This is a genomic window from Oceanobacillus sp. GQ8 (assembly GCF_059758495.1).
The window spans coordinates 1-14,111 of sequence record NZ_JCAXEV010000002.1 but is presented as its reverse complement, the minus strand read 5'-3'; the positions used below and the strand labels follow the sequence as shown (position 1 = coordinate 14,111).

The 14,111-nt window shown below is 41.2% G+C and carries 14 protein-coding genes; all 14 read left to right on the top strand.

Annotated elements, in window-relative coordinates:
* Positions 1–8: 8 nt before the first annotated feature.
* The 14 genes from AC6CHS_RS05045 (at position 9) to lysS (ending at position 13,652) form a co-directional block, all read left to right on the top strand.
* A complete protein-coding gene (locus AC6CHS_RS05045; protein ID WP_498234591.1) occupies positions 9–740 on the top strand; it encodes a VWA domain-containing protein in 732 nt (243 codons plus the stop codon).
* Positions 715–1,653, top strand: coding sequence for a serine/threonine protein kinase PrkT (gene prkT, locus AC6CHS_RS05040; RefSeq protein WP_498235674.1), 939 nt, complete (start codon positions 715–717; stop codon positions 1,651–1,653). The genes AC6CHS_RS05045 and prkT overlap by 26 nt, the downstream gene beginning before the upstream one ends.
* Before the next feature lie 84 nt (positions 1,654–1,737).
* Positions 1,738–3,132, top strand: coding sequence for a tRNA lysidine(34) synthetase TilS (gene tilS / locus AC6CHS_RS05035; RefSeq protein ID WP_498234590.1), 1,395 nt, complete (start codon positions 1,738–1,740; stop codon positions 3,130–3,132).
* Positions 3,133–3,143: 11 nt separating this feature from the next.
* Positions 3,144–3,689 (top strand): hypoxanthine phosphoribosyltransferase, encoded by a 546-nt coding sequence (hpt, locus tag AC6CHS_RS05030; RefSeq protein ID WP_106895391.1) that lies wholly within the window; start codon positions 3,144–3,146, stop codon positions 3,687–3,689.
* A 142-nt stretch (positions 3,690–3,831) separates the two neighbouring features.
* Positions 3,832–5,853, top strand: coding sequence for an ATP-dependent zinc metalloprotease FtsH (gene ftsH, locus AC6CHS_RS05025; RefSeq protein WP_498234588.1), 2,022 nt, complete (start codon positions 3,832–3,834; stop codon positions 5,851–5,853).
* Between the two features lie 530 nt (positions 5,854–6,383).
* Complete coding sequence (locus AC6CHS_RS05020; RefSeq protein ID WP_498235673.1) at positions 6,384–7,157, top strand: type III pantothenate kinase; 774 nt, start codon at positions 6,384–6,386, stop codon at positions 7,155–7,157.
* Between the two features lie 22 nt (positions 7,158–7,179).
* Positions 7,180–8,049: an Hsp33 family molecular chaperone HslO gene (hslO, locus tag AC6CHS_RS05015; protein ID WP_498234587.1), complete on the top strand. Its 870-nt coding sequence runs from the start codon at positions 7,180–7,182 to the stop codon at positions 8,047–8,049.
* Between the two features lie 31 nt (positions 8,050–8,080).
* Positions 8,081–8,989 carry a peptidylprolyl isomerase gene (locus AC6CHS_RS05010; RefSeq protein WP_498234585.1) on the top strand — a complete coding sequence of 303 codons (909 nt, stop codon included), beginning with the start codon at positions 8,081–8,083 and terminating at the stop codon, positions 8,987–8,989.
* 84 nt (positions 8,990–9,073) lie between these two features.
* A complete protein-coding gene (gene cysK / locus AC6CHS_RS05005; RefSeq protein WP_498234584.1) occupies positions 9,074–10,006 on the top strand; it encodes a cysteine synthase A in 933 nt (310 codons plus the stop codon).
* Between the two features lie 180 nt (positions 10,007–10,186).
* The gene (gene folP / locus AC6CHS_RS05000; RefSeq protein WP_498234582.1) at positions 10,187–11,017 is read left to right on the top strand and encodes a dihydropteroate synthase; all 831 of its coding nucleotides are present in this window, start codon (positions 10,187–10,189) and stop codon (positions 11,015–11,017) included.
* Positions 11,010–11,369 carry a dihydroneopterin aldolase gene (gene folB, locus AC6CHS_RS04995; protein ID WP_036578244.1) on the top strand — a complete coding sequence of 120 codons (360 nt, stop codon included), beginning with the start codon at positions 11,010–11,012 and terminating at the stop codon, positions 11,367–11,369. Before folP ends, folB begins: the two co-directional genes overlap by 8 nt.
* Position 11,370: 1 nt before the next feature.
* The gene (gene folK, locus AC6CHS_RS04990) at positions 11,371–11,883 is read left to right on the top strand and encodes a 2-amino-4-hydroxy-6-hydroxymethyldihydropteridine diphosphokinase (protein WP_498234580.1); all 513 of its coding nucleotides are present in this window, start codon (positions 11,371–11,373) and stop codon (positions 11,881–11,883) included.
* Positions 11,853–12,080 carry a helix-turn-helix domain-containing protein gene (locus AC6CHS_RS04985; RefSeq protein WP_379551875.1) on the top strand — a complete coding sequence of 76 codons (228 nt, stop codon included), beginning with the start codon at positions 11,853–11,855 and terminating at the stop codon, positions 12,078–12,080. The genes folK and AC6CHS_RS04985 overlap by 31 nt, the downstream gene beginning before the upstream one ends.
* 72 nt (positions 12,081–12,152) lie before the next feature.
* Positions 12,153–13,652 carry a lysine--tRNA ligase gene (gene lysS / locus AC6CHS_RS04980; protein ID WP_498234578.1) on the top strand — a complete coding sequence of 500 codons (1,500 nt, stop codon included), beginning with the start codon at positions 12,153–12,155 and terminating at the stop codon, positions 13,650–13,652.
* Positions 13,653–14,111: the final 459 nt, after the last annotated feature.

Here is a 14,111-nt window from a genome sequence, read left to right as displayed (position 1 = left end):
AGATGGTTTTGAAAAAAGGTACGATAAAGCAAATATTACTTATAACAGACGGATGTTCTAATAAGGGAGAAGACCCAGCTGCTACTGCTGCGCTTGCAAATCAGCAAGGTATCACCGTAAATGTAATTGGGATTATGGAAGATTCACACACAGAGGAGACAGAAGGGTTACAGGAAGTCGAGGAGATCGCGCAATCAGGTGGTGGGGTAAGTCAGCTTGTCTATAAGCAATCCCTTTCCCAAACCGTACAGATGGTTACAAAACAGGCTATGACGCAAACATTGCAAGGCTTTGTAAACAAGGAGCTAAAGCAAATTCTCGGCTCAGAGCAATCCATGGAAGACCTCGATCCGGAAAAACGAGGAGAGATTATGGAAGTTGTGGAGGATATGGGGGAGACATGTGACCTGGAAGTACTCGTACTCGTTGATACAAGTGCCAGTATGCATGATAAACTCGAGACGGTGAAGGAAGCATTAATCGATCTTTCCCTCAGCTTAAATGCAAGAATTGGCAGGAATCGTTTCAGCATTTTTAGTTTCCCTGGTAAACGCAAGGATATGGAAAAAGTATTTGACTGGTCTCCGAGACTTGATTCTATTTCCACTATCTTTCCAAAGCTAACGAGTGGTGGTATTACACCAACAGGTCCAGCGATTAGGGAAGCAATGTATCAGTTTGGAAAGAAAACCTTACTAAGGAGCTTCAGGGATGATGAAGCAGGATTGGAAGAAGCATGATTCGGAAGTTAGACCAGGAATGTTCATTGAAGGTAAGTGGCACAAAAAGAAATATCTGATTAAGAAAAAACTTGGAGCAGGTGCAATCGGCTCCGTATACTTATGTGATGTCAATGGACGCCCTGCCGCACTAAAAATTAGTGATAATAGCACATCGATGACGGTAGAGGTCAATGTGCTAAAATCACTTGAAAAGGTCCAGGGTACTCGTCTTGGACCTTATTTATTGGATGTAGATGATTGGACATCCCCGCTTGGGACAAAGTATTCCTTTTATGTCATGGAATACTTAAAGGGAGAACCCTTAGGTGCCTTTATTCAACAGCAGGGGAAAGAATGGCTTGGCGTTTTCATGCTACAGCTTTTGGATGATCTAAACAAACTCCATCAGTCTGGATGGGTTTTCGGTGATTTAAAGACGGAGAATTTGATGGTCATTCAGACACCGCCAAGGCTTCGGTGGGTGGATGTAGGAGGAACCACACAAATCGGTCGAGCAATTAAGGAGTACACAGAGTTTTATGATCGGGGCTATTGGGGAATGGGGACAAGAAGGGCAGAACCGAGCTATGATTTATTCGCTTTCGTCATGGTGTTCTTACATGTATATTATCCAAAGCGGTTTGAAAAAGGGGCCAACCCAGAAGCAACCTTAATGCGAAAACTCAATGAGGTAAAAGCACTTACACCATATCGTCATGTATTGAAAAAAGCGTTAATGGGCAAATACACTACGAGTGCTGATATGAAAAGAGAACTCATACAGCTGCTACAAAGGGTACAGCAACATAAACAAACACAAACTCGATCCCAGAGTAGGAAAAAGGCGAAATCGACTAAACCGGTTGTAATGGAAATAGGTGGCTTGACCTTTTTGGCTGTTGGCTACTATTTGTTATCCCTGCTTTTATAGTCTGGTTCAGCAGTGGAGCTTGCTTTATTCCCTGCTAATTCTGTGATAGGATGAACAAAAATGGGTTAGTTGGAGATGCACATAATGAAAAACACAATCCTTTCTTTTATAAAGGGAAAACAGTTACTTACAATGAATGCTACGGTCCTTATAGGGGTGTCCGGGGGACCTGACTCCATGGCACTTTTACACTTTCTTAAAAGTTTGCGAAAGGAGTGGCAACTTAAACTCATTGCAATTTCTGTGGACCATCAATTACGGGGAGAGGAGTCCTTAGAGGACCTTCACTATGTAAAAGAAATGTGCGAGCAGTGGGATATTCAATTTGTTGGAACTTCTTTGGACGTTCCTGCGTATAAAGAAACACACCACCTTGGAACCCAAATTGCTGCAAGGGAGCTTCGTTATCAGTTTTTTGCTGAACAAATGCAACGGTTTAATGCGTCCTATCTAGCGTTGGGGCATCATGGGGATGACCAACTTGAGACAATGTTAATGGAGTTTGTCCGTTCAGCAAGCTCAAATACATTATCAGGGATTCCTGTTAAAAGAAATTTTGCGACAGGAAGGATTATCAGACCATTCCTCTGTGTCACCAAAAAAGAAATTGAAGCCTATTGTGTTGCAGAACAAATTGTCCCGAGAATAGATCCTTCTAACAATGAGATAAATTACACACGGAATTATTTTAGAAAACAGGTTCTACCATTAATAAAAGAAAAAAACAGTAATATACATACAACAATGCAGCACTTAAGTGAAACCCTTCAAGAGGATGAAAACTTCCTCCAGATGGAAGCCCAAAATATGGTTAAAGCGGTGGTAGGATCTAATCTCTCCAAATGGGAAGCCATGTTTGAAATTAATAGCTTCAGGCAGTACCCCCGCGCTTTACAAAGACGTGCCTTTCATCTAATATTAAATTATCTGTATGAAGATTTGCCAAAGAACCTATCTTATGTACACGAAGCGCATTTTTTCTCATTATTACAAAGTGAAAAAAGCAATGTCCAAATTGATTTCCCCCACCATTTAAAGTTGGAAAAGTCCTATGCCAATGTACGGTTTTATTTTGAAGCGCAACAGGAGCAAGGCGACACGTTTCATAACATAATGGAGATACCAGGGAAGGTTTCCTTACCAGACGGATCAACCGTTAAGGCCGTGTCTGTTAACAAGTGTAAAGAGGAGGACGAGCTTACATATTTTTGTAGTATGGATCAGGTAGCTTTACCATTACATATTAGAACACGGCGATTTGGTGATAAGATGCGTTGGAAAGGTTTGAATGGAAGTAAAAAAGTAAAAGACATCTTTATTGATGCAAAAATCCCAAGAAATGAGAGGGATACCTGGCCAATTGTAACAGATAATAATGGGGAAATTCTCTGGCTTATCGGCCTGAAAAAGGGACACCCGAAAAGAAAGTCGAACACTGCTTCGTATATTCAATTACACTATGAAAATGGCAACATGTAGGAGGAGCAAACATGCACGACGATATTAAGGAAATTTTAATCTCCCAGGAAGATATCACTAATAAGTGTAAAGAACTTGGGGAACAACTGACTAAGGAATATGATGGGAAATTCCCATTGGCAATTGGTGTCCTAAAAGGGGCAATGCCATTTATGTCTGACATCCTTCGTTACACGGAGGTTCATTTAGAAATGGACTTTATGGATGTTTCCAGCTATGGGGGTGAAATGAGATCCTCTGGTGAAGTCAAAATAGTTAAAGACCTTGATACAAAGGTAGAAGGCCGGGACCTGCTGATTATTGAAGATATTATCGATAGTGGTTTAACCTTAAGTTATTTAGTGGATCTGTTTAAATACCGTAAAGCCAAGTCCATTAAAATTGTAACACTGCTTGATAAGCCATCTGGCAGAACGGCAGCAGTAAAAGCAGACATAGTTGGGTTTGAAGTACCGAATGAGTTTGTTGTTGGTTATGGTTTAGACTATCAAGAAAAGTACCGTAACCTTCCATATATCGGTGTACTTAAGCCGAAAATTTATGGTGGAGAAGAATAGTTTTTCTCCTTAAAATAGGGATCTAAAAGTGGTAAGAGCAATTCATGGATTAAACTGGTTGAATAAGGGAAATTAGTTGTATTCCAACTTTTTCTTATGGTACGATGTTATATAGTTTTTCCCGCTTGGGAGGAGGTAGGCAATGAATCGGATATTTCGCAATGTATTCTTCTGGGTACTCATATTTTTTGTCGTTGTCGGCGTTATAGGAGTATTTAACGGACAGAATGAAGAAGCAGAAGAATTTAACGTAAAACAATTTATGGATGCTTTAAACAATGGTGAAATCGAAGAAATGACGATGCAACCATCAAATGGTATTATGCGTTTTTCCGGAACGCTTACGGATGATGACAAACAGTTCGTAGCACAAGTTCCAGATAATACAGATATAATTGCTTCGATCACTGATCAGGCAAATGAACAAAGTGAACTTCTAGTAGATGAAGAGGAACAGCCAAGTGCTTGGGTAACTTTTCTAACTACGATGATCCCGTTTCTGATAATCGGACTGTTCTTCTTATTTATACTTAGCCAGGCCCAAGGTGGAGGCGGCGGTGGCCGTGTCATGAACTTTGGTAAAAGCAAAGCTAAAATGTACAGTGAAGAAAAGAAAAAGGTACGATTTAAAGACGTAGCAGGCGCTGATGAAGAGAAACAAGAGCTCGTTGAAGTAGTGGACTTCTTGAAGGATCCACGTAAGTTCTCCGCCGTTGGTGCGAGAATTCCTAAAGGGGTACTGCTTGTAGGACCTCCAGGAACAGGTAAAACATTGTTGGCACGTGCAGTTGCTGGAGAAGCTGGAACACCATTCTTCTCTATCAGTGGTTCTGACTTTGTTGAGATGTTTGTTGGTGTTGGTGCATCCCGTGTACGTGATTTATTTGAAAACGCGAAGAAGAATGCACCATGTATCATTTTCATTGATGAAATTGATGCTGTTGGTAGACAGCGTGGAGCTGGACTCGGCGGCGGTCATGATGAACGTGAGCAAACATTGAACCAATTACTTGTTGAAATGGACGGCTTTGGTGTAAATGAAGGTATCATTATCATTGCTGCAACAAACCGTGCAGATATCCTTGACCCAGCCCTATTACGCCCAGGACGTTTTGACCGTCAAATTACGGTAGATCGCCCTGATGTAAAAGGTCGTCAGGAAGTATTGCAAGTTCACGCAAGAAATAAACCACTAGATAGCACAGTGGATCTAAAAATTATTGCGATGCGTACACCAGGATTCTCTGGTGCGGATCTGGAAAACCTTCTTAACGAAGCGGCACTTGTTGCGGCTCGTTCAGATCGAACTGAAATCAATATGCTTGATGTCGATGAAGCGATTGACAGAGTAATCGCAGGACCTGCGAAGAAGAGCAGAGTTATCTCACAGAAAGAACGTAATATTGTTGCATACCATGAAAGTGGCCACACCATTATCGGGATGGTTCTGGATGATGCAGATATGGTTCATAAGGTAACCATTGTTCCTCGTGGTCAGGCTGGCGGATATGCTGTCATGCTACCGAGAGAAGATCGTTACTTCATGACGAAACCAGAGCTGTTTGATAAAATTACCGGACTACTTGGTGGACGTGTTGCCGAAGAATTAATCTTTGGAGAAGTAAGTACTGGAGCACATAATGACTTCCAACGTGCAACAGGAATTGCTCGTAAGATGATTACCGAGTACGGTATGAGTGATAAAATAGGCCCGCTCCAATTTACGAGTGGCGGCGGTGGCGATGTATTCCTTGGTAGAGATATCGGCAATGAGCAGAATTATAGTGATGCCATTGCACGTGATATTGACCAGGAAATGCAGAATTTCATCAATTACTGTTATGAGCGCGCGAAAACCATTCTTACGGAAAATCGCGATAAGCTTGAATTGGTTGCCAAAACGCTTCTTGATGTAGAAACACTTGATGCGAAACAAATCAAAGCACTCTTCGAAGACGGGACGCTTCCTGAGCCAGAAGACTACGGTACGGAATCTAAAGATGTGAAAGTAAACATTCAATCTAAAGACGAAGAGCCGGAATCTTACACAGAAGCAAAAGAAGAGGCACAACATAAAGAAGAAAAAGATCGTTATATTAATGATCCGATCATGCAAGATAACAAACCTGCTTCTGGTGATGATGACGATAAAGAGAATAAATAAGATTAACGGATATGTGAAAGGCAGTCTTCCAATTCAATTTGGAGGGCTGCCTTTTTGCCTCTCTGGTTTATCTTTATTTGCAGTATTTATAACACATTATCTAAGAAGTGATTTTAGGCAAGGGGAAGAAATAATTTAGTGAGCCTAAAAGAAAGCCTTCTCCAACAAGGGTAGCGAATCTAGACATTGCACATTTCATGTTGAATTATGTTATATTATAAAGTGAAATTAAGCGTAGGGCGCTTTGGGAAGTCGCCTAGTTTTTGGTGCTCGGAGCTGGACATGGCTGTTTCTGTCTGTGGGAAAGTAAAACTAAAAACTTATAATTACTAACTTAGGTGAAATTGGGATTTCAGAGATTTATCCCGCCTAAACTCGTAGTACACCCCACTTCAAGAACCTGGTAAGCAATCTAAGTGGGGGACCAACTGCCAGTAAAGGTCCGATTCGTTCAATTAACATTTGGGGGGAGGTAGGGAAACCCCCACCAAATGAAGTTTCACTTTATTATAGAAGGGTCTGGATTCGCTATGCTATTTGTACTGGATGTAGGAAACACGAATACGGTTCTGGGAGTGTTTGAACAGGACGAGCTTAAACACGAATGGCGGATTAAGACAGACCGTTATAAAACAGAAGATGAATTTGGGATGCTAATTAAGTCTTTGCTTGATCATAAAGGGATAGCCTTTTCAGATATACATGGGGTTATCATTTCATCTGTTGTTCCGCCGATAATGTTTGCATTGGAGAAAATGTGCAAGCTATATTTTAATATAGAACCACTGGTTATCGGGAAAGCAGACGTTCAATCCCATCTTAAAATGCAGTACCCGAATCCACACGAGATTGGAGCGGATCGTATTGTAAATGCGGTTGGCGCCATCACGGAATACAAGGGACCATTAATCATTATTGATTTTGGTACAGCTACAACTTATTGCTATGTTAATGAAGATGAGGAATATGTGGGTGGCGTTATTTCCCCGGGCATAAATGTTTCCATGGAAGCACTCTATAGCAAAGCATCTAAGTTGCCTAAAATAGAAATTGTACCACCAGAACGAGTAGTAGGAACTTCAACAGTGGAGGCAATGCAGTCTGGTGTGTTTTATGGATATGTAGGACAAGTCGATGGAATAGTAAAACGTATTGAGAAACAACACAATGTAAAGACAACAGTTATTGCTACGGGGGGATTGGCATCGTTAATTTCCCATGAATCAGAAACGATAGATCATGTAGACCCTCATTTAACATTGAAAGGACTTTACCTAATCTATCAAAAGAATTACAAAGCGTAATGTGCAGAAGGAGGAAAACAGCATGAAGGATTATTTAATAAAAGCAACGGCTTACCAGGGGAAAGTAAGAGCATATGCTGCTACATCTACGGAAACAGTAGAAGAGGCTCGTGGAAGACATGATACCTGGGCAACTGCATCTGCTGCAATGGGGAGAACGTTGACCATTACAGCTATGATGGGGGCCATGTTAAAAGGTGAAGATTCACTAACTGTAAAAGTAGAAGGCGGAGGACCAATCGGCGCTATCATTGCGGATGCTGACGCGAATGGCCATGTCCGTGGTTATGTATCGAACCCGCATGTGGATTTTGATTTAAATGATAAGGGAAAACTCGATGTAGCAAGAGCAGTAGGGACAGAAGGAAATTTAAGCGTTATTAAAGACTTAGGACTTAAAGATTTCTTTACAGGAGAAGTACCGGTTATTTCCGGGGAAATTAGTGAAGACTTCACTTATTATTTTGCTAACTCGGAGCAGGTCCCTTCTGCGGTAGGTGCAGGAGTTCTCGTGAACCCTGATCACACTATTTTGGCTGCTGGGGGTTTTATTGTCCAAATAATGCCTGGCGCGGATGATGACATTATTACACGATTGGAAAAGCAAATTGAATCTATCCCACCTATCTCCTCGTTAATTAGAGAGGGGAACAGTCCAGAAGAAATACTAGAACGGTTACTTGGTCAAGAAGAGCTTAAAATTCATGAAAAGCTACCAATAGAATTCCGTTGTAGATGTTCGAGAGAAAGACTTGAACAGGCTATCATTGGATTGGGAAATGAAGAAATAGAAAACATGATTCAGGAGGACCATGGTGCTGAAGCAAGTTGCCACTTCTGCAATGAGAAATACGTTTTTACTGAGGAAGAGTTAAAGGCATTAAAGCAGTAAAGCGAGCAAGGTACACAGGGGGAATTGAGGAATGTCCAAAAAATTATTGCTTAGCATCATCGTAATCTTACTCATTACCAATATCGCTTCCTTAACTTTTTGGAATAACGGGGAGCAAACATCTGTAAGTGAAGAGGATGAAGGTGTTCCTGCCATTGATGCGAAAAAACCAGTTGCTACTATTGGTGATGTGGAAATCACTTACGAAAATTGGATGAGCAGTTTGCGTTCCAACCATGGAGAAAAACAATTGAAAACGTTAATTGACCACCAGGTAGTAAGTCAATTGGCGGAAGAAAAGGGAATTGAGATAGACGAGAAAGTAATAGACCGAGAAGTAGCAATGCTGACCGCTATGCAAGGTGTCATGACCAAGGAAGAACTGGATAAGGCAGAAGAGGGGTGGCGTAAGGATATCCGTTACCGTTACCAATTAGAAATGCTGTTAACGGAAGGAACCGAAATCCCTGTGGGAGACATGGAGAGCCATTATCAGACCTACGGCAATCAGTATAACGTTACACCATCCATGCAGCTTTCCCATATCGTAGTTGAAGATGAAGAAACGGCTAATAAAGTTGTAGAAGAGTTGGATAATGGAGCCTCTTTTAACATGCTTGCAAAGGAGTACTCTACTGATGAAGAAACAAGGGATGACGGCGGCTATATGGGATACATTTTTACTACAAGTCAATTCTTCCCTGCAGGCTATGAAGATGTAGTTGCAGATATGGATGAACATTCTTATGGCGAGCCTTTCGAGGTGGGAAGCGGTTATGCCATTGTTTACCTTCACAAAAGGTTATCAGCAATCGATTTTACCTATGAAGAAATGAAACCATATATTAGAAGTGAGCTAGCTATGCATGAACTCGATCAAACCCTAAATGCGAACCCTTTATGGGAGGAACTGGACATTGAATGGGTGTATGATGAATAAACTACTATAGGTTGACATTTACCGTGATAAACCGTACATTAGAATTAAATCATACAAAATGACTAGGAATTAGGAGGGGTTTTAATGAGAGTAGCTGATAATATTTCTGGACTGATTGGTCAGACTCCTATTGTGAAACTAAATGGGATAGCGGAAGAAAACAGTGCTGACATTTATGTAAAGCTTGAATTTATGAATCCTGGAAGTTCAGTCAAGGACCGAATTGCATTAGCCATGATAGAGGCAGCCGAAAAAGAGGGTGCTTTAAAAGCGGGTGATACGATTATCGAGCCAACAAGTGGAAACACGGGAATTGGCCTCGCGATGGTAGCAGCTGCTAAAGGATACCGTGCGATTCTAGTCATGCCAGATACAATGAGTAAAGAGCGAAGAAATCTACTGCGTGCATATGGAGCGAAGCTTGTCCTGACGCCAGGAGCCGAAGGAATGAAAGGCGCTATTAGTAAAGCAGCAGAATTACAGAAAGAAAATGACTATTTTATGCCACAACAATTTAACAATGAAGCGAACCCTGAGATACATGCCCGGACAACAGGGAAAGAAATTGTCGAGCAAATGGGAGAAGAACTGGATGCGTTTGTTTCTGGAATTGGAACTGGTGGGACAATTACAGGAGCTGGAAAAGTATTAAAAGAACATTTTAAAGGGATTAAAGTATATGCAGTCGAGCCCGAGGATTCTGCTGTGCTATCTGGGGATAAGCCGGGGCCTCATAAAATTCAGGGTATCGGAGCAGGTTTTGTTCCACAAATACTCGATACAAAAATTTATGATGAAGTGCTTCGTATTTCAAATGAGGAAGCCTTTGCTACCTCTCGTGAAGTAGCTACTACAAATGGAATACTTGGCGGGATTTCAGCTGGGGCCGCGATAGCAGCAGCCAAAAAGGTTGCCAAACAGCTTGGCAAAGGGAAAAAGGTTCTAGCTGTATTCCCTGACAATGGAGAGCGTTATTTATCTACACCGCTTTACCAATTTGAAGAGGATAATAACTAGGAACTCTTTGATGAAGGCCAGCACCTGCGGAGGTGCTGGCCTTTTGTCTGGGAGAATAGGTGGATACCGGTTAGCTTACGTTTGATTCGCGGTTAGTGCACGGCAAAACAGGTCGCCTGCCATGCGGGTTTATGGTACGATAGTAGGTGACTTAAAGGTGCGAAGGAAGGGCCGATTTAGTTGATAATTAAAACAAAACATACTATATATGATTTAACAGAACGAACACATATTATGGGAATATTGAATGTAACACCAGACTCCTTTTCAGACGGAGGTAGCTATGATTCGGTAGATAAGGCGGTTCAACAAGCAATCCTTATGGAAAGCGAAGGGGCGGACATCCTTGATATCGGCGGGGAATCCACTCGACCGGACCATGATCCCGTAGCACTAGAAGAGGAGTTAAATCGAGTCATTCCCGCTATTAAAGCGATTAAGGAAAAGGTATCGATTCCTATTTCAATCGATACCTATAAGGCAAAAACTGCAAGAAGAGCACTAGAGGCCGGAGCTGATATAATTAATGATGTCTGGGGAGCAAAAAAAGAACCAGCCATCGCGCAAGTTGCGGCAGAATATGATGTGCCGATTATTTTGATGCACAACCGCGACAATATGGATTATGATGACCTCATCGAGGATATGAAGCAGGACCTTGGAGAAAGCATTGATATTGCCCGCTCAGCAGGGGTAAAGGAAGAGAATATAATATTGGATCCTGGTATTGGCTTTGCGAAAACAGGAGCTCATAACCTTATGGTGATGAATAACCTTGAGGCATTCCGTGAATTAGGTTTTCCTATGTTACTAGGTACCTCTCGAAAACGATTTATTGGAAATGTATTAAATAATGAGCCAAAGCAGCGTGATGTGGGGACAGGTGCAACAACCTGCCTCGGCATAACGAAAGGCATAACAGTTGTACGGGTCCACAATGTAAGAATGAACAAAGAACTGGCCACAATGATGGATGCGATGCTTAAGTCAGGGAGTGAAGAAATTGGATAAAATAGTTCTGCAAAATCTCCAGTTTTATGGGTATCATGGATTACTCCCTGAGGAAAACAAGCTCGGGCAACGGTTTAATGTGGATGTCGAGTTATACGTTAGTTTGCAGAAAGCGGGGCAATCAGATAACATGCATGACTCTATCCATTATGGACAAGCTTATGAGAAGATCAAAGCAGTTGTTGAGGGAGAAGCAAAAAACCTAATTGAATCCGTTGCAGAGGGCATTGCTGAAACGTTGCTTCATTCCTTTTCCATGCTTACGGCTTGTAGGGTAAAGGTGATAAAGCCTGATCCTCCGATACCAGGGCATTATCATTCTGTTGCCGTGGAAATATATAGGGAGAGATAGGATGAACACAGTATATATTGCATTAGGAACAAATATTGAACCGAGAGAAGACCATCTCAAAGAGGCACTGCGGTTGCTAAAGGCCCATTCGGAGATAACAATAGAGAAGGTTTCTTCTATTTATGAAACAGCGCCTGTTGGCTATGCCGATCAGGCAGACTTTCTAAATATGGTGGTGCATGTCCATACCTCTGATTCTCCAGCGGGGTTGTTGGATAAGTGCCAAGAAATTGAGCAACAGCTCGGGAGAAAGAGGGGAGTTCGCTTTGGCCCTCGCACGATAGACCTTGACATTTTGCTTTATAATCATGAAAATAGTAAAACGGAACGGTTAATAATTCCTCACCCAAGAATGCATCAACGAGCTTTTGTTCTTATACCATTACTTGAAATTGCACCAACGATATTGATACAGGCACTTGGGAAAAATGTGAAGGAATTAGTAAGAGAACTTCCAGAAACAGACATAAAGGATGTACGAATATGGATGCAAAGCGAATCGGTAGAAGAATAAAGGCCTTTCGCAAGTTAAAAGGGTACACACAAATAACGTTTGCGGAAAAGGCAGATGTTCCTATTGCTGTTATAGGGGCTGTAGAAAGAGGAACGAAGAAGGCAGACGATGAATTACTTAAAAGAATTACAGATTTTCTTGAAATTACAAGAGAAGAATTAGTGCTGGATAAAGAGACAGAAGATGTCCAGCCATAAAAATGAATTAGAAATAGATCTGCTAGCTTAATATTTGCAGGCTTATATAAATTAGATTAGGGATTTACATTAATGACAGGAGTGATAGTGGTGTCAGAAGAATTAAATGAACATATGCGGGTAAGACGTGATAAGTTGAATAATTACAGAGAGCAAGGACTTGATCCATTCGGCAGTAAGTTTGAGCGGACGCATCTAGCGCAGGAACTACTCGATTCATACGACCAATTTACGAAAGAAGAACTAGAAGAGAAAACAGATCAAGTGACTATAGCAGGGAGAATGATGACCAAAAGAGGAAAGGGAAAAGCAGGTTTTGCCCATATCCAAGATTTAAGTGGTCAAATTCAGTTATACATTCGAAAAGATGCTGTTGGAGAAGAGGCATATGAATTATTCCAATCCACTGATCTAGGAGACATCGTCGGTATCACTGGTGTTATGTTTAAAACAAAGGTTGGGGAGCTTTCTGTTAAAGCTACTGAATTTCATCTGCTGACGAAATCACTTCGTCCATTACCTGAAAAATATCATGGCCTTAAGGATATTGAACAACGCTACCGTCAGCGTTATCTTGATCTTATAACGAATCTGGATAGCAGAGAAACATTTGTATTGCGAAGTAAAATCATTCAATCAATGAGACGTTATTTAGATGGACAAGGGTTTCTTGAGGTGGAGACGCCTATGATGCATGGTATTCCTGGGGGAGCTTCTGCCCGTCCGTTTGAGACACATCATAATGCGCTTGATATTCCTCTATATATGCGTATTGCGATTGAGCTACATCTAAAACGCCTTATTGTAGGTGGGTTAGAAAAGGTGTATGAAATCGGACGCGTATTCCGTAATGAAGGTGTATCTACAAGACATAACCCAGAATTTACGATGATTGAGCTGTACGAAGCTTATGCTGATTATAAGGATGTTATGGCCTTAACAGAGAACTTAATTGCCCATATTGCGAAAGAAGTTCTTGGTACAACAAAAGTGACCTATGGGGAAGAAGAGGTGGATCTGGAGCCAGCCTGGAGAAGGGTGCATATGGTAGATGCTGTTAAAGAAGCAACTGGAGTAGATTTCTGGAAAGAAATGTCTGATGAAGAAGCGAGAGGGCTTGCGAAGGACAATGGCATTGAGATAAAAGAGACCATGTCATTTGGCCATGTAGTAAACGAGTTTTTCGAGCAGAAGGTAGAAGAAACACTCATTCAGCCTACATTCGTTTATGGACATCCAGTTGCAATTTCACCACTTGCTAAGAAAAATCCAGAAGATGAGCGGTTTACAGATCGTTTTGAGCTATTTATTGTAGGACGCGAACATGCAAATGCGTTTAGTGAGTTAAATGATCCAATTGATCAACGTGAACGTTTTGAAGCCCAAGTGAAAGAAAGAGCAGAGGGCAACGATGAAGCACATCTTATGGACGACGATTTCCTGGAGGCCCTGGAATATGGTATGCCACCAACAGGCGGTCTAGGAATTGGAATCGACAGGTTAGTTATGCTCTTAACTAATGCGCCGTCTATTCGTGACGTACTATTGTTTCCACAAATGCGTAATAGATAATATGAGTGTGTGTAAAGCCCGCTAGAGGTTAAACTCTGGCGGGCTTTTATATATACTTCTATAGTTGGATATAATCTAGAAGAAGAGGAGAACTCCCATTGTAAAATGAACGTGATAGCAAGTTAGCAAGTTGGCTAAATTATATGAATATACTTTCCTTTAATTTCTTATTAAAATGTACTTGCATTCAAAAGTGAATCGTGGTAAATTAATTAACGTTGCTTCAACAGAGGGCAACAAGATAGACATTTTGAGAGATAAACAGTTAAATTATTTTCAAAAAAACATTGACTTAATCTTCTCGACATGGTATATTAATAAAGTCGCCAAATTGATAAGCGACTTACAAAATTGCTCTTTGAAAACTGAACAGAACAACTAGTATGTCAAGGAAAAACAGACTTTCTGTTTTTCGAAGAAATACAAGCAGAAGCCAGTTTTCTGCGAAGCTAAGACGGG

Bases quoted from the DNA above. Each gene is read 5' to 3' on its own strand.
- prkT (WP_498235674.1), top strand. From the start codon at position 715: ATGAAGCAGGATTGGAAGAAGCATGATTCGGAAGTTAGACCAGGAATG.
- tilS (WP_498234590.1), top strand. From the start codon at position 1,738: ATGAAAAACACAATCCTTTCTTTTATAAAGGGAAAACAGTTACTTACA.
- hpt (WP_106895391.1), top strand. From the start codon at position 3,144: ATGCACGACGATATTAAGGAAATTTTAATCTCCCAGGAAGATATCACT.
- ftsH (WP_498234588.1), top strand. From the start codon at position 3,832: ATGAATCGGATATTTCGCAATGTATTCTTCTGGGTACTCATATTTTTT.
- AC6CHS_RS05020 (WP_498235673.1), top strand. From the start codon at position 6,384: ATGCTATTTGTACTGGATGTAGGAAACACGAATACGGTTCTGGGAGTG.
- hslO (WP_498234587.1), top strand. From the start codon at position 7,180: ATGAAGGATTATTTAATAAAAGCAACGGCTTACCAGGGGAAAGTAAGA.
- AC6CHS_RS05010 (WP_498234585.1), top strand. From the start codon at position 8,081: ATGTCCAAAAAATTATTGCTTAGCATCATCGTAATCTTACTCATTACC.
- cysK (WP_498234584.1), top strand. From the start codon at position 9,074: ATGAGAGTAGCTGATAATATTTCTGGACTGATTGGTCAGACTCCTATT.
- folK (WP_498234580.1), top strand. From the start codon at position 11,371: ATGAACACAGTATATATTGCATTAGGAACAAATATTGAACCGAGAGAA.
- AC6CHS_RS04985 (WP_379551875.1), top strand. From the start codon at position 11,853: ATGGATGCAAAGCGAATCGGTAGAAGAATAAAGGCCTTTCGCAAGTTA.
- lysS (WP_498234578.1), top strand. From the start codon at position 12,153: ATGACAGGAGTGATAGTGGTGTCAGAAGAATTAAATGAACATATGCGG.